Genomic DNA, 14,938 nt, shown 5'->3' on the forward strand with positions numbered 1-14,938 from the left:
TGGCTGGGATTAGCGCTTTTTTGCCTGCCTGCCAGTGTCATGGCGCACCCGCACAGCTTTATTGATATGCAGACGACTCTGGTGGCCAATGAAACCTCGCTGACCGGGTTGAAAATGGTATGGACGATGGACGAAATCACCTCGGCAGATTTGCTTTACGATGCGCAGAACGCCAAACCCGGTTCCGATATCTGGAAGAAACTGGCGGCTGAAGTGATGGCAAGGGTGCTCAGCCAGCACTACTTCACGGATTTTTATCGTGAAGGAAAACCAGTGAAATACCTCGATTTACCGAGCGAGTATCAGCTGTCGCGTAAAGGCGATCAGGCGGTGCTGGAATTTGTGTTGCCGCTGGCAAAACCGCAAGTGCTGCAAGGCAAACCGATGGAATTCTCCACCTTTGATCCTTCGTATTTTGTGGATATGACGTATAAAGACAACACCGCGCTGCATCTGCCGCCTGAGCTGGAAAAACGCTGCACGCTGGCGTTGTTTACGCCAAAACCCAATGCCTCGCTGCAAAACTATGCGCTGTCTCTGGATAAGGCTGATGCGCCGCCGGAAGATATGGATCTTGGTCAGCAATTTGCCCAGAAGGTCACACTCGAATGTCATTAATTTCAGCGCCATCGAAAACCTTTTCCTGGCGGGATTTATGGCCGCTGGCGGTATTTCTGATCCTGCTGACGGGCGGGGCGTTTGCTCTGTTTCATTACTGGCCGCGAATTCTGCTCAGCAGCATTATCTGGCAGCGCGAACTGCATCAGGAACTGGCCGGGCTTTTGCGGCAGGTGAAAGAAAATCCGTTACAGGCAGGCATGACGCTCGCAGGTTTCAGTCTGATTTATGGCGTGATCCACGCCATCGGGCCGGGGCACGGAAAAATCGTTATCACGACCTATCTGGCGACGCATCCGTCACGCCTGAAAAACAGCCTGAAACTGACGTTTGCCTCGGCGATCGTTCAGGGACTGGTGGCGATTTTGCTGGTCAGTGTGGTGCTTGGTGTTTTACAGCTTTCTTCGCGTCAGCTGCATCAGAGCAGCTTCTGGATGGAGCGGGGCAGTTTCATTCTGGTGATTCTTCTCGGATTATTGCTGTGCTGGCGGGCGCTTAAAAGGGTCTGGCAGACGATAAAAAGTTTGCAGCCAGCACCGGCCATGCGTATCCACAGCCTTTCTCTGCTGGACACTCAGCCGCACGTTCATGACGAGCACTGTGGCTGCGGGCATCAGCATGTCCCGAGCGATCAGCAGCTTCAGGCGGGCGGCGATTTACGTACGCAAATCGCGATTGTGCTGGCGATGGGGCTGCGTCCGTGCTCCGGCGCGATCATGGTTCTGCTGTTCTCCAAAGTGATCGGCGTTTACAGCTGGGGCGTGATTTCTGCCATCACGATGGCTATCGGCACGTCGCTGACCGTGTCGCTCGTCGGCGTACTGGTATTTTACAGCCGTTCGCTGGCGGTGAAGCTGAGCGCAACGCGCACCCCTGCGGCCTGGCAGCGGATCACCTGGTCGCTGCTGGCGCTCACCGGCGGGATTGTGTTGCTGGTGGCAGGGATTTTACTCTTCAGCACCGGCGGCGGAGACGTTTCGCCGATCACCGGCGGTCCCTTCAGGGGATAACTTTCGCCGCAGAAATCGCAGGCATAAAAAAACGGACGCCCGATGGACGTCCGTTTTTTTTGGATCTTACGATCCGAAACCGGCGAAATTAACGCTTCAGCGCTTCGCTCAGTTCATCACGCATGGTCATCAGAATACCTTTAACGACGCGTGGGTTACCGGCAACGATGTTACCGGAAGAGAAATGGTTATGGCCGCCAACGAAGTCAGTCACAACGCCGCCTGATTCACGAACCAGCAGCTCGCCACCGGCGAAATCCCATGGTTTCAGGGCGATTTCGAAGAAGCCGTCGACGCGGCCAGCAGCTACGTAAGCCAGATCCAACGCAGCAGAACCGGTGCGACGGAAATCAGCACATTCGGTGAACAGTTTGCCCACCACGTTCATGTAGCTTTTTGCGTGTTGTTTGGCCTTGAACGGGAAACCGGTCGCCAGAATGGTGCCGTCGAGATCTTTCGCGTTAGTGCCGCGCAGACGGTAACCGTTCAGCTGTGCGCCCTGACCGCGGGTCGCGGTGAACAGTTCGTTACGCATTGGATCGTAAACTACCGCGACTTCAGTGCGGCCTTTGATGCGCACGGCGATAGAAACAGCGAAATGTGGGAAGCGTTTAACGAAGTTGGTGGTGCCATCCAGCGGGTCGATAATCCATTGTACGTCTTTGTCTTCGCCTTCCAGTTCGCCACACTCTTCACTGATGATGGTGTGTTTTGGATAGGATTTGCGAATGACATCGATAATCATGTGCTCTGCATCGCGGTCTACATTGGTAACAAAATCGTTGGTACCTTTTTGGGTAGATTCTACAGAGTCTGGCGTTTCGTAATGTTTGGCAATCAGGTTACCGGCCTTGCGCGCAGCGCGCACGGCGATGGTGAGCATCGGATGCATGGATATCTTCCAACTAGGATGTTAAAGAACGGGAATACGGGAAACGGCGCGCAGTATAGCAGGGGTTCTGAAAATTAACTACCGTTGTGTTAGGCTGTTGTGATTTTCCGTCTGGTAAGAGTTCCTATGCTGCCCAATATCCGCATTGTATTAGTAGAAACGTCCCACACTGGCAATATGGGCTCTACTGCCCGCGCCATGAAAACCATGGGTTTATCAAGTCTTTACCTGGTTAATCCGCTGGTAAAACCTGACTCTCAGGCTATCTCTTTGTCTGCCGGTGCCAGCGATGTGATCGGCAACGCCACCATCGTTGATTCCCTGGACGAAGCTCTTTCCGGTTGTAGTCTGGTTATCGGTACCAGTGCGCGTTCCCGCACACTGCCGTGGCCGATGCTTGAGCCGCGTGAATGCGGTGAGCACAGTGCCAAAGCGGCACAAACCGCGCCGGTTGCGCTGGTCTTCGGGCGCGAACGCGTCGGGCTGACTAATGAAGAGCTGCAAAAATGTAACTACCACGTCTGTATTCCGGCGAATCCTGAATACAGCTCGCTGAATCTGGCGATGGCCGTGCAGATTATTGCGTATGAAGTGCGCGTGGCTCATCTGGCTTTACTCGAAGCCGCAAAACCACAGGTGGAATACGAAGAGTCGCCGTATCCGCTGGTCGACGATCTGGAGCGTTTTTATCAGCATCTGGAACAGACACTTCTGGAAACCGGCTTCATTCGCCAGGCTCATCCAGGGCAGGTGATGAGCAAATTACGCCGTTTATTCACCCGTGCGCGACCTGAATCTCAGGAGTTAAACATCCTGCGCGGCATTCTGACGTCGATTGAAAAGACTCATAACAACAAAGAATAAGCCTGTTTTTGGGGTTATTAAGGCGACTTTTTGTTATGTGAATCATTGTGTTGCGGTGCCATTACTTTTGGAGGCAAAAACGCCTGTTTTTCCTCAGTGTAATACTTGAGTAAATTACTCGGTTAAATAGTTGACTGATTTACTCGGGAATGTCAGACTCATTTGCATCAACCGCATTCGTGCGTTTTTAAAAGACATTTAAAACAGGTAACCATGCTATGAGACTGACATCCAAAGGCCGTTATGCCGTGACCGCTATGCTCGACGTTGCACTGCATTCACAGGAAGGACCAGTACCCCTGGCTGATATTTCTGAGCGTCAGGGTATTTCTCTTTCTTATCTGGAGCAGTTGTTCTCGCGTTTACGTAAAAATGGTTTGGTTGCCAGTGTTCGTGGTCCGGGCGGTGGTTATCTGCTGGGTAAAGATTCCGGTGATATCGCCGTTGGCGCGGTGATTACTGCCGTTGACGAATCTGTCGATGCGACCCGTTGTCAGGGTAAAGAAGGATGCCAGAACGGCGAACGTTGCCTGACACACACATTGTGGCGTGATCTGAGCGAGCGCATCAGCGGTTTCCTCAACAACATCACACTGGCAGAGCTGGTCAACAACCAGGAAATCCTGGAAGTGGCCGACCGTCAGAACGGTGAAATCCGTCGTCAGCCAAATGGCCGTCAGATGGAGACGATCAACGTAAATCTCAGAGCGTAATCTCTTCATTTACATTTGATCGATAGTTATAAAAGCCCGTGGGAATTCACATTTCCGCGGGCTTTTGCATTTTCAGACGCCAATACTTACCGTTTAGTGCCCGCAAAACGTCATTTCCCTTTTAAGAATTCGTGAAGCCGTTTTAAACTGGGTGTCGTTTTTTTAATTCTTTCGTTCGCAACAGAACGCGCAGTCCGGAGCTTGCCTGCCATGAAATTACCTATTTATCTCGATTACTCTGCCACTACGCCGGTTGATCCGCGCGTCGCTGAGAAAATGATGCAGTGTCTGACACTGGACGGTACTTTCGGTAATCCGGCTTCCCGTTCTCACCGTTTTGGCTGGCAGGCAGAAGAGGCGGTGGATGTGGCGCGCAACCAGATTGCCGAGCTGATCAATGCCGATCCGCGTGAAATCGTATTCACTTCTGGTGCGACAGAATCCGATAATCTGGCGATCAAAGGTGCCGCGCACGCGCAACGCGAAAAAGGCAAACACATTATTACCAGCCAGACTGAGCATAAAGCGGTGCTTGATACCTGCTATCAGCTGGAAACTGAAGGTTTTGACGTTACGTATCTGGCACCCCAGGCTGACGGTTTTATCGCGCCGGTGGCGATCGAAGCCGCGATGCGTCCGGATACGATCCTGGTATCTATCATGCAGGTGAATAACGAAATCGGCGTGGTGCAGGATATCGCGACCATTGGCGAACTGTGCCGCAGCCGTGGCGTGTTGTTCCACGTGGATGCGACCCAGAGTGTGGGGAAAATTAATATAGATCTCAGCGAGTTGCCGGTCGATTTGATGTCGTTTTCCGCGCACAAGATTTATGGCCCGAAAGGCATCGGCGCGTTGTATGTGCGTCGCAAACCGAAAGTCCGCATCGAAGCACAAATCCACGGCGGCGGTCATGAGCGCGGTATGCGTTCAGGTACATTGCCGGTACATCAGATTGTCGGAATGGGCGAAGCGTATCGTATCGCAAAAGAAGAAATGGCCGCTGAAGTGGTGCGTCTGACCGCACTGCGCGATCGCCTGTGGAAAGGTATTCAGCAGCTTGATCAGGTGTTTCTCAATGGCGCACCGGAACATGCTGCGCCAAATATTCTCAACGTCAGTTTTGCCGATGTTGAAGGTGAATCCCTGATTATGGCGCTTAAGGATCTGGCGGTGTCGTCTGGCTCAGCCTGTACGTCCGCCAGCCTTGAACCCTCTTACGTGCTGCGCGCGCTGGGACTAAGCGAAGAGCTGGCACACGGCTCAATCCGTTTTTCTCTCGGGCGCTGGACGACGGAAGAAGAAATTGATTATGCGGTTGCGCTGGTGGTGAAATCAGTCCGCCGCCTGCGTGAATTGCCCCCTGTTTATACGAAATGAAGTGCCACCCGCTGAAAGGGTGATTTGCCTGTCATTGATAAAGAATATTCATTGAAGATAAAAACAATCAGGAGTCCTGTTATGAGTTCCGAAGTAACGACCAATGAAGCGATGTCCGTTTTCCTTTCGTCTGAGCCCGCTGATGCGCGCTGGGGCGAAAAGGCAATCCTGAGCACGGATTCCGCCGGTATGACCATTCATCTGAAAGACGGTGACGCGCTGACGGCTATCTCACGTGCTGCACGCCGCATCGACGGTCAGGGCGTGAAAAACGTCAAACTGGCGGGTGAGGGCTGGGATCTGGAAAACAGCTGGGCATTCTGGCAGGGCTTTCGTGGTCCGAAAGGCACCCGCAATGTTGAATGGGCCGAATTGTCTGAAGATGACGCGAACACGCTGAAACAACGCCTCAAAATCATCGACTGGGTGCGTAACACGATTAATACCCCGGCGGAAGATTTATCTCCTGAACAACTGGCCACCCGCGCCGTAGATTTAATGTGTGAGTTTGGCAACGAGAAAGTCAGCTACCGCATCACCAAAGGCGAGGATCTGCGCCAGCAAAGCTATATGGGTATCCACACTGTGGGCCGTGGCTCTGACCGTCCGCCGGTCCTGCTGGCACTGGATTACAACCCGAGCGGTGACGCGGATGCCCCGGTGTATGCCTGTCTGGTCGGCAAAGGGATTACCTTCGACACCGGTGGTTACAGCCTGAAACCGAGCGCTTCCATGGATTCCATGAAAGCCGATATGGGCGGTGCCGCCACCCTGACTGGCGCACTGGCGCTGGCGGCGGCAAATGGCCTGAACAAACGTGTAAAACTGTATCTTTGCTGTGCGGATAATATGGTCAGCGGTAACGCACTGAAACTTGGCGATATTATCCGTTACCGTAATGGCAAAACTGTTGAAGTCATGAACACTGATGCCGAAGGCCGTCTGGTGCTGGCCGATGGCCTGATCGACGCGTCTGCGCAAAACCCGGAACTGATTATTGATGCGGCAACGCTGACCGGCGCGGCTAAAACGGCGCTGGGTAACGATTACCATGCGCTGTTCAGCTTTGACGATGCACTGGCAGGCGAACTGCTGGAAAGCGCGAAAGCTGAACACGAACCGTTCTGGCGTCTGCCGCTGGAAGAGTTCCACCGTTCACATCTGCCGTCTAACTTTGCCGAGCTGAACAACATTGCCGGCCCTGCGCACACTGCGGGCGCGAGCACGGCGGCAGCCTTCCTGTCTCATTTCGTGACTGAATATAAGAAAGGCTGGCTGCACATCGACTGTTCCGCCACTTACCGTAAAAGCGCGGCGGATCAGTGGTCTGCCGGTGCAACCGGTCTGGGCGTGCGTACCGTTGCTAACTTATTGTTAGCCAAAGCGAAGTAAGTTTCAGAAAGTAATGAATGCATGATGCACAACGGGGCGCTTAACGGCGCCCCGTTTTATACTATTAGCGGAGTTAAGAATCATGAGTGTCCCACACGATCATCTTCCTGCTGGCGCAGCGGCGACTGACGGTGAAAACGAGCTGGAGCGGCTGCTTCGTCTGTCGGTGACCGCACCGGCCTGGCGTCCGGCGTTTTACCAAACCTTGCTGGAATCTACCGTTTTTGTGCTGGGCGATGCAGGGCAGGATGAGGCTGAAAAGCAGGGCAGTGTGGCGATCACCGCTGGCAGTGAACTGAATATTTTGCATTGGGAGAAGCAGGACGGCAGTTCGATCATTCCTTTCTTCTCGTCAGTTGATGTGCTTGAAAAAGCCAGCGCGGGCGAAAGCCCCGACGAGCAGGCGTTTGTTGCGTTGCCTGCCCGTGTGTTATTTGAAATGACGCAGGGCGATGAGCTATTTCTGAATCCTAAATCCGAATACGGAAAGGAATTCACGCCAAACGAAGTCACGCTGCTGCTGAGCAACGGCGGATTGCATGCGCCGTCAGAGCTGGTGCTGGACAAAGAGAGTCAGTTACTGATTGGTCAGCCGGAAGAATATCCTTCAGCAATGATTGATGCGCTAACGACGCTGTTTACCCAGAAAAAACCGGTGCGCCGGGCATTTATGGCGCTGATCCACGATAAAGCGGTGGACGACCAGCCGAACCTGCTGATTGGTTTGGAAGCGGATGGTGACGAGCAGGAAATCGATGCGCTGATCCGTGAGGCGGGCAATGTGGCGAGTGAAACCTCTCCCGACGATCGCCCGGTGGATTTCTGCATAGTTTCTGAAAAGGAACGCGGTATCAGCCATTATCTGATCAGTCACACTCAGCCTTTTTATCAGCGCAAGTGGGGAAGCTGGTTACGGAACATTATTCCGTCGTCGGGCCAGGCATAAATTTGCGGATAAAGCAGGGCAGAGCATCGTTTTGCCCCCGTTTTGTTTAAGGGAAATGCGCGGTTTGGGTGCGATAGTGAATCAATCACACATTTTTTTAATTAAATGTTGTGATTCGGGTAGGCAATCTTAACTTCGCTCCCTATAATCACCGCCATTTTACGGCAGGTATAACATTAAATTAACCGGCCCTACCTATAAAAGTCAGACAGAGGTTTTTTCATGACTATCGAACGTACTTTCTCCATCATCAAGCCAAACTCCGTAGCGAACAACGACATCGGGGCTATCTACGCACGTTTCGAACGCGCGGGTTTCACCATCATCGCGTCTAAAATGCTGAAACTGACTAAAGAACAAGCTGAAGGCTTCTACGCAGAACATAAAGGCCGTCCTTTCTTCGACGGTCTGGTTGAGTTCATGACCTCTGGCCCGATCATGGTTCAGGTTCTGGAAGGCGAAAACGCTGTTCAGCGTAACCGTGACATCATGGGCGCAACTAACCCGGACAACGCACTGGCAGGTACCCTGCGTGCAGACTTCGCTGACAGCTTCACAGCTAATGCGGTTCACGGTTCTGACGCTGTAGAATCTGCACAACGCGAAATCGCTTACTTCTTCACCGAAAGCGAAATCTGCCCGCGTTAAGATCTTTGGGCAAGCTTTGCTGGAAGATGTGCCGCAAATTCGCAAGAATTTTGTAACAGTCACTTTCCAAATATGGCAACTGTGCCCTAAAATTTGTACAATGTTGCGCCCCGAATGAGCCAGCCTCGTCGGGGCGCAATTTATTTGCAGGCCGCCAGTTTCCGAAAAAGTGCCGGCTCTGCACTTCCAATACGCCATAACGTGTAACAACGAGGCCATTTTTCATCATGTTAGAATCAAACACGCCCGAGCATATCTTGTCTGAGAACACTCCCTTATCCGCAGAAGCCGTGAACACTGTTGTGCCCCCTGCTGCCGCAAAAATTAACCTTCTTGATCTCAACCGCAAACAAATGCGCGAGTTCTTCCTCAACATGGGCGAGAAACCGTTCCGTGCTGATCAGGTCATGAAGTGGATGTACCATTATTGCAGCGATGATTTCGAGCAAATGACCGATATCAATAAGCCACTGCGTGAAAAACTGGCCCGCGTTGCAGAAATTCGTGCGCCTGAAGTGGCGTCCGAACAACGCTCAACCGATGGCACCATTAAATGGGCTATTCAGGTAGGCGGACAGTTGGTCGAAACCGTGTATATCCCGGACGGCGACCGTGCGACGCTTTGCGTTTCTTCTCAGGTAGGTTGTGCGCTGGAATGTACTTTCTGCTCAACCGCCCAGCAGGGCTTTAACCGTAACCTGCGCGTGTCCGAGATTATCGGCCAGGTATGGCGTGCGGCAAAAATTATCGGTGCCGCAAAAGTGGCCGGTACACGACCTATCACCAACGTGGTGATGATGGGCATGGGCGAACCTTTGCTGAACCTGAACAACGTGGTTCCGGCAATGGAAATCATGCTCGACGATTTCGGGTTTGGTCTGTCAAAACGTCGCGTTACGCTCTCCACCTCAGGTGTTGTGCCTGCGCTGGATAAACTCGGCGATATGATTGACGTGGCTCTGGCCATTTCTCTGCACGCGCCAAATGACGCCATCCGCGACGAAATCGTCCCGATTAACCGCAAATACAATATCGATACTTTCCTTGCCGCTGTTGAGCGTTATATCGGTAAATCCAACGCCAATCAGGGCCGCGTGACCATCGAATACGTCATGCTCGACCATATCAACGATGGCACTGAACATGCGCATGAGCTGGCAGAACGCCTGAAAAATACGCCTTGCAAGATTAACCTGATCCCATGGAACCCCTTCCCGGGCGCACCGTATGGCCGCAGCTCCAACAGCCGTATTGACCGTTTCTCGAAAGTGCTGATGGATTACGGTTTCACGGTGATAGTACGTAAAACCCGTGGCGACGACATTGATGCCGCATGTGGGCAGCTGGCGGGTGACGTAATCGACCGTACTAAACGTACGTTGAAGAAAAAAATGGCAGGCGAGCAGCAGATTTCCGTAAAAGCCGTGTAGTCGCCATAAGCCGTAAGGTGTACGAGGGGGCACTGTGCAGTGCGGGTAAGCCCCCCGTTTTGTTGTCGATGGCAAGATAAAGGGAATTAAGCATGACAATGAATGGCAGTGTGAAGTTGCTGATTGTAGCGGGAATTTCTGTTGCGCTGCTGGCGGGTTGTTCCGGTACGCCGAAAGAAACGCAACAGGCCACGGGCGCAGCGCAAACGCGTCTGGAGCTGGGGATGGAATATCTTTCTCAGGGCAATATGGACGCGGCGAAGCAAAATTTACAGAAAGCCGTGGATGGCGCGCCGGATGATTATCGCACTCAGCTCGGAATGGCGCTTTACGAGCAAAAAAACGGCGATCAGAATGCTGCGCAAAGCCGCTACCAGCAAGCGCTGAAGCTGGCACCGCAAAATGGCACTGTGATGAATAATTACGGTGCGTTTTTGTGTAGTTTAGGGCAGTATGTACCCGCACAACAGCAGTTTAGCGCCGCAGCTAATGCACCTGATTACGGTCAGGTAGCTGACAGCCTGGAAAATGCAGGCTACTGTTTTCTGAAGGCCAATCAGAATGAGGAAGCGCGAGTGTTACTAAGCCGGGTATTAAAAGTTGATCCCGATAAAGGCGCACCCTTGCTGACTGAGGCAACCAAAGAATTTGGGGAAGGGAACCGCGCTCAGGCGAAACTATTACTGGATGTATATCAACATGTTCTGCCAGCCACTGCTGAAAGTATCATGTTACAAATTCGATTCGCTGCGTTAGCGGGCAATCCGGATAGCGTTCAACGCTACGGTAAGCAGCTTGCGCGTAGTTATCCACAATCTAAACAGTACCAGCAGTTCTTAGCTAATGAATACTGAAGCCTCCCAAGAAAATAATGCAAAACTGACCACAGGCGAACGTCTGCGTCAGGCTCGTGAACAGTTAGGTCTCAGTCATCAGGCCGTTGCAGAACGCCTGTGTCTGAAAGTCTCAACTATTCGCCAAATCGAAGAAGAAACGACGCCGGCCGATCTTGCGCCGACTTTCCTGCGTGGTTATCTGCGCTCTTACGCCAAGCTGGTGCACGTTCCTGAAGAGGAACTGTTAGGTCTGATTGGTAAACAAGCTCCCATTAAAGTGCCGAAAGTTGCTTCAATGCAGGGTTTTTCCCTGGGTAAGTCTCGCAAAAAACGCGATGGCTGGCTGATGGGCTTTACCTGGCTTGTAGTGTTTGTGGTGATCGGTCTGACCGGTGCGTGGTGGTGGCAAAATCATCAGGCGCAGCAGCAAGAAATCGCCACCATGGCTGACCAGTCTTCTGCGCAACTGAATCAGGATAATGGTCAGGGTCAAGCGGTTCCTCTGGGTGATAACGCGAACTCTGCGCCGACCACAGAAGATACGTCTTCTGCGCAGGCGACCGAGCCGCAGCCACAAAACAGTATTCCGCTGAATACCACACCGGCTCCTGCTACCACCGCAGGCACTACACCGGCTGTAACGGGTTCACAGGAACCGGCAGCGGTTTCTACCAGCCAGCCAGCAACAACGGCTGAGAATGGTCTGCCTACGGGTGACGCACAAACTGCGGCAGCAGCAGGTGCAGATCCACAAGCGGTTGCTTTGACTTTTAAGGCTGACTGCTGGTTACAAATCGATGACGCATCAGGTAAAACCCTGTTCAGCGGCATTAAAAAAGGCGGCGAGTCACTCAGCGTTAAGGGCACTGCGCCGTATAAGCTGAAAATCGGTGCTCCGGGTGCGGTGGATATCCAATTCCAGGGCAAACCGGTTGATTTAAGTCGTTTTGTAAAATCAAGCCGTGTTGCACGCCTGACCTTAGCTGCCGAGTAATCGGCAGTTTGTCAGACGCTTGTAACGATGGAGAGTGAAGTAATGCATAACCAAGCACCCATTACCCGTCGCAAATCAACCCGGATTTATGTCGGCAAGGTGCCTGTAGGTGACGGCGCGCCGATTGCAGTGCAATCGATGACCAACACCCGCACCACAGACGTAGCGGCGACAGTCGCACAAATCAAATCACTGGAACGCGTTGGTGTCGACATTGTCCGCGTTTCTGTGCCTACAATGGATGCCGCTGAGGCGTTCAAACTTATCAAGCAGCAGGTTAATGTCCCGCTGGTCGCTGATATCCATTTTGATTACCGCATCGCGCTGCAAGTAGCAGAATACGGCGTGGATTGCCTGCGTATTAACCCGGGCAATATCGGTAACGAATCCCGCATCCGCTCCGTAGTGGATTGCGCCCGCGACAAAAATATTCCTATCCGTATCGGTGTGAACGGCGGCTCTCTGGAAAAAGATATCCAGGAAAAGTACGGCGAACCTACGCCGCAAGCGCTGTTGGAATCTGCGATGCGTCACGTCGATATTCTCGATCGCCTCAACTTTGATCAGTTTAAAGTCAGCGTGAAAGCGTCCGACGTTTTTCTGGCCGTTGAGTCTTATCGCCTGCTGGCCAAACAAATTGTTCAGCCATTGCACCTTGGGATTACGGAGGCGGGCGGTCTACGCGCCGGTTCCGTCAAGTCGGCTATCGGGCTGGGTTTACTGCTGTCAGAAGGTATCGGCGACACGCTGCGTATCTCATTGGCGGCCGATCCTGTCGAAGAAGTGAAAGTCGGTTTTGATATCCTGAAATCATTGCGTATCCGTTCCCGTGGGATCAACTTCATTGCCTGCCCGACCTGTTCACGTCAGGAATTTGATGTCATCGGTACGGTGAATGCGCTGGAACAGCGTCTGGAAGATCTCATTACGCCAATGGATGTTTCGATCATCGGTTGCGTGGTGAATGGCCCGGGAGAAGCGCTGGTCTCCACGATTGGTGTTACGGGCGGTCATAATAAAAGCGGTTTCTACGAAGATGGTGTTCGTCAGAGAGAGCGTTTTGACAACACAGATATGATCGACCAGTTAGAAGCAAAAATTCGCGCCAAAGCGGCGATTATGGATGAGAGTAAACGTATCGTTATCAATCATCTTGAAAAGTAACATCGGTTGCGGGCGTCTGCGGACGCCTGCATTATATTGAACCCGGTAGGGGATAGTGTCTGCGCGTTGAACCGTAGGGCACAAAACCCCTATAATCGGGTTCATTTTTTATAAAACGATAGAGAACTGACGTGGCAAAGAATATCCAGGCCATTCGCGGCATGAACGACTATCTGCCTGAAGACACGGCATTATGGCAGCGTATCGAAGGTACGTTGAAACAAGTGCTCGGCGGTTACGGCTACAGTGAGATCCGTATGCCGATTGTAGAGCAGACCCCATTGTTTAAGCGCGCTATCGGTGAAGTGACCGATGTCGTGGAAAAAGAAATGTATACCTTTGAAGACCGCAACGGTGAAAGCCTGACGCTGCGTCCTGAAGGTACGGCTGGCTGCGTCCGTGCCGGCATCGAACATGGTCTGCTGTACAATCAGGAACAACGTCTGTGGTACATCGGCCCGATGTTCCGCTACGAGCGCCCGCAAAAAGGCCGCTATCGTCAGTTTAATCAGCTCGGTGTGGAAGTCTTTGGCCTGCAAGGCCCGGATGTTGATGCCGAACTGATCCTCCTGAGTGCCCGCTGGTGGCGTGCGCTGGGTATCGCTGAACACGTTACGCTTGAGCTGAACTCTATCGGCTCTCTGGAAGCCCGCGCCAATTATCGTGATGCGCTGGTGGCTTTCCTTGAGCAGCATAAAGACAAGCTGGATGAAGACTGTAAACGCCGCATGTACAGCAATCCGCTGCGCGTTCTGGACTCTAAAAATCCGGATATTCAGGCGTTATTAAATGATGCGCCGAAGCTCGGTGATTATCTTGATGATGAATCAAGAGAACACTTTGCAGGTCTGTGTGAACTTTTAGAGCAGTCTGGTATCCCATATACGGTTAATCAGCGACTTGTGCGCGGTCTGGATTATTACAACCGCACCGTGTTCGAGTGGGTAACCAGCAGCCTGGGGGCGCAGGGCACCGTGTGTGCTGGTGGCCGTTATGACGGGCTGGTAGAACAATTGGGTGGTCGTGCAACACCTGCCGTCGGTTTTGCTATGGGACTGGAGCGCCTGGTCTTACTGGTTCAGGCTGTAAATCCAGATTTCAAAGCACCTGCGACGGTAGATGCTTATGTGATTTCTTCTGGTGCGGGTACGCAAAGTGCGGCGATGCAACTGGCTGAAACGCTGCGTGATGCACTGCCTGAACTGAAAGTGATGACTAACTACGGTGGCGGTAACTTCAAAAAGCAATTTGCCCGTGCTGACAAATGGGGTGCTCGCATTGCCCTGGTGCTGGGTGAAGATGAAGTCGCAAACCTGCAGGTTGTTGTAAAAGATCTGCAAAGTGGAACGCAAGAAACGCTGGCGCAAAGCGAACTCGCCGCGCGTCTGGCTTCGATGTTGGGTTAAGGAGAAGGACACTGTGGAAGTCTATACCACTGAGAATGAACAGGTTGATGCTGTACGTCGCTTCTTTGCCGAGAACGGTAAAGCGCTGGCCATCGGCGTGGTTCTGGGGATTGCAGCCCTGAGTGGCTGGCGTTTCTGGCAGAGCCATCAGGACTCAGCCTTGACGGAAGCCTCTGCCTCTTTCCAGAAAGCTAATCAGTCGCTGACCGCGAATAGCGCTCAGGGTGTTGCTGACCTCGAAAAATTTGCGCAGAGCAATGACAACAATTACGGGGTGTTTGCTGCCCTGCAACTGGCCGATCATTTCGTGGAAGCGAAAGATTTCGCGAATGCTGAAAAGCAGCTGGCGCAGGCACAAGGCTTTGCAAAAGAAGATAATTTACATTCGCTGGTGAATTTACGTCTGGCTCGTGTCCAGATGCAGCAAGGCAAATTTGATGATGCACTCAAAACGTTAGACGGCGTGAAGGGTCAAGGCTGGGTGGCAATGCAGCAAGGCATCCGCGGTGATGTTCTGCTGGCAAAAGGCGATGCAAAAGGCGCTCGCGAAGCCTACAGCAAAGGAATTGATTCTAAACCCTCTCAAACGCTGCAAACCATGCTGCGTATGAAATTGAACAACTTAGCCAGCTAAGGGGAACCCCG

The 14,938-nt window shown here is 52.5% G+C and carries 15 protein-coding genes; 14 read left to right on the top strand and 1 reads right to left on the bottom strand.

Annotated elements, in window-relative coordinates; translation table 11 throughout:
* Positions 1 to 39 precede the first annotated feature (39 nt).
* Together M2403_RS09065 and M2403_RS09070 are read left to right on the top strand one after the other, a co-directional pair.
* Positions 40 to 618, top strand: a complete 579-nt coding sequence (locus M2403_RS09065; protein ID WP_235937357.1) for a DUF1007 family protein — start codon at positions 40 to 42, stop codon at positions 616 to 618.
* Entirely contained in the window at positions 609 to 1,628 is a 1,020-nt protein-coding gene (locus M2403_RS09070; protein ID WP_217153533.1) for a nickel/cobalt transporter, read from the top strand. The genes M2403_RS09065 and M2403_RS09070 overlap by 10 nt, the downstream gene beginning before the upstream one ends.
* Positions 1,629 to 1,716: 88 nt before the next feature.
* Here the strand turns inward: M2403_RS09070 and suhB are convergent, their stop codons facing one another.
* Positions 1,717 to 2,520 carry an inositol-1-monophosphatase gene (gene suhB, locus M2403_RS09075; protein ID WP_104921062.1) on the bottom strand — a complete coding sequence of 268 codons (804 nt, stop codon included), beginning with the start codon at positions 2,518 to 2,520 and terminating at the stop codon, positions 1,717 to 1,719.
* A 126-nt stretch (positions 2,521 to 2,646) separates the two neighbouring features.
* Here suhB and trmJ point away from each other — a divergent pair, with 126 nt between their 5' ends.
* The 12 genes from trmJ to M2403_RS09135 all read left to right on the top strand — a co-directional run bounded on the left by trmJ (position 2,647) and on the right by M2403_RS09135 (position 14,927).
* Entirely contained in the window at positions 2,647 to 3,384 is a 738-nt protein-coding gene (gene trmJ / locus M2403_RS09080) for a tRNA (cytosine(32)/uridine(32)-2'-O)-methyltransferase TrmJ (RefSeq protein WP_259228969.1), read from the top strand.
* Between the two features lie 218 nt (positions 3,385 to 3,602).
* On the top strand, positions 3,603 to 4,097 hold the full coding sequence (gene iscR / locus M2403_RS09085; RefSeq protein WP_101076364.1) for a Fe-S cluster assembly transcriptional regulator IscR: 495 nt from the start codon (positions 3,603 to 3,605) through the stop codon (positions 4,095 to 4,097).
* 210 nt (positions 4,098 to 4,307) lie between these two features.
* The gene (locus M2403_RS09090; protein ID WP_165058501.1) at positions 4,308 to 5,477 is read left to right on the top strand and encodes an IscS subfamily cysteine desulfurase; all 1,170 of its coding nucleotides are present in this window, start codon (positions 4,308 to 4,310) and stop codon (positions 5,475 to 5,477) included.
* A gap of 81 nt (positions 5,478 to 5,558) precedes the next feature.
* Positions 5,559 to 6,869 (top strand): aminopeptidase PepB, encoded by a 1,311-nt coding sequence (pepB, locus tag M2403_RS09095; RefSeq protein ID WP_259228970.1) that lies wholly within the window; start codon positions 5,559 to 5,561, stop codon positions 6,867 to 6,869.
* An 82-nt stretch (positions 6,870 to 6,951) separates the two neighbouring features.
* On the top strand, positions 6,952 to 7,815 hold the full coding sequence (gene sseB, locus M2403_RS09100; protein WP_152324577.1) for an enhanced serine sensitivity protein SseB: 864 nt from the start codon (positions 6,952 to 6,954) through the stop codon (positions 7,813 to 7,815).
* Between the two features lie 222 nt (positions 7,816 to 8,037).
* Entirely contained in the window at positions 8,038 to 8,463 is a 426-nt protein-coding gene (gene ndk / locus M2403_RS09105; protein WP_013574367.1) for a nucleoside-diphosphate kinase, read from the top strand.
* Positions 8,464 to 8,690: 227 nt separating this feature from the next.
* Positions 8,691 to 9,893: a bifunctional tRNA (adenosine(37)-C2)-methyltransferase TrmG/ribosomal RNA large subunit methyltransferase RlmN gene (locus tag M2403_RS09110; RefSeq protein WP_208950497.1), complete on the top strand. Its 1,203-nt coding sequence runs from the start codon at positions 8,691 to 8,693 to the stop codon at positions 9,891 to 9,893.
* 92 nt (positions 9,894 to 9,985) lie between these two features.
* On the top strand, positions 9,986 to 10,747 hold the full coding sequence (gene pilW / locus M2403_RS09115) for a type IV pilus biogenesis/stability protein PilW (protein ID WP_259228971.1): 762 nt from the start codon (positions 9,986 to 9,988) through the stop codon (positions 10,745 to 10,747).
* Positions 10,737 to 11,723 (top strand): cytoskeleton protein RodZ, encoded by a 987-nt coding sequence (gene rodZ, locus M2403_RS09120; protein ID WP_152324574.1) that lies wholly within the window; start codon positions 10,737 to 10,739, stop codon positions 11,721 to 11,723. The genes pilW and rodZ overlap by 11 nt, the downstream gene beginning before the upstream one ends.
* Positions 11,724 to 11,765: 42 nt before the next feature.
* Entirely contained in the window at positions 11,766 to 12,887 is a 1,122-nt protein-coding gene (ispG, locus tag M2403_RS09125) for a flavodoxin-dependent (E)-4-hydroxy-3-methylbut-2-enyl-diphosphate synthase (protein ID WP_104921069.1), read from the top strand.
* A gap of 131 nt (positions 12,888 to 13,018) precedes the next feature.
* On the top strand, positions 13,019 to 14,293 hold the full coding sequence (gene hisS / locus M2403_RS09130; RefSeq protein WP_165058496.1) for a histidine--tRNA ligase: 1,275 nt from the start codon (positions 13,019 to 13,021) through the stop codon (positions 14,291 to 14,293).
* A gap of 13 nt (positions 14,294 to 14,306) precedes the next feature.
* Complete coding sequence (locus M2403_RS09135) at positions 14,307 to 14,927, top strand: YfgM family protein (RefSeq protein WP_217153535.1); 621 nt, start codon at positions 14,307 to 14,309, stop codon at positions 14,925 to 14,927.
* Positions 14,928 to 14,938 lie beyond the last annotated feature (11 nt).

Origin of the sequence: Rahnella sp. BIGb0603 (assembly GCF_024808755.1) — a bacterium.
GTDB lineage: Bacteria > Pseudomonadota > Gammaproteobacteria > Enterobacterales > Enterobacteriaceae > Rahnella > Rahnella contaminans.

What these genes read in the sequence shown, in the direction of transcription:
- M2403_RS09065 (WP_235937357.1), top strand. Translation starts at nt 40, where the DNA reads ATGGCGCACCCGCACAGCTTTATTGATATGCAGACGACTCTGGTGGCC.
- M2403_RS09070 (WP_217153533.1), top strand. Translation starts at nt 609, where the DNA reads ATGTCATTAATTTCAGCGCCATCGAAAACCTTTTCCTGGCGGGATTTA.
- suhB (WP_104921062.1), bottom strand. Translation starts at nt 2,520, where the DNA reads ATGCATCCGATGCTCACCATCGCCGTGCGCGCTGCGCGCAAGGCCGGT.
- trmJ (WP_259228969.1), top strand. Translation starts at nt 2,647, where the DNA reads ATGCTGCCCAATATCCGCATTGTATTAGTAGAAACGTCCCACACTGGC.
- iscR (WP_101076364.1), top strand. Translation starts at nt 3,603, where the DNA reads ATGAGACTGACATCCAAAGGCCGTTATGCCGTGACCGCTATGCTCGAC.
- M2403_RS09090 (WP_165058501.1), top strand. Translation starts at nt 4,308, where the DNA reads ATGAAATTACCTATTTATCTCGATTACTCTGCCACTACGCCGGTTGAT.
- pepB (WP_259228970.1), top strand. Translation starts at nt 5,559, where the DNA reads ATGAGTTCCGAAGTAACGACCAATGAAGCGATGTCCGTTTTCCTTTCG.
- sseB (WP_152324577.1), top strand. Translation starts at nt 6,952, where the DNA reads ATGAGTGTCCCACACGATCATCTTCCTGCTGGCGCAGCGGCGACTGAC.
- ndk (WP_013574367.1), top strand. Translation starts at nt 8,038, where the DNA reads ATGACTATCGAACGTACTTTCTCCATCATCAAGCCAAACTCCGTAGCG.
- M2403_RS09110 (WP_208950497.1), top strand. Translation starts at nt 8,691, where the DNA reads ATGTTAGAATCAAACACGCCCGAGCATATCTTGTCTGAGAACACTCCC.
- pilW (WP_259228971.1), top strand. Translation starts at nt 9,986, where the DNA reads ATGACAATGAATGGCAGTGTGAAGTTGCTGATTGTAGCGGGAATTTCT.
- rodZ (WP_152324574.1), top strand. Translation starts at nt 10,737, where the DNA reads ATGAATACTGAAGCCTCCCAAGAAAATAATGCAAAACTGACCACAGGC.
- ispG (WP_104921069.1), top strand. Translation starts at nt 11,766, where the DNA reads ATGCATAACCAAGCACCCATTACCCGTCGCAAATCAACCCGGATTTAT.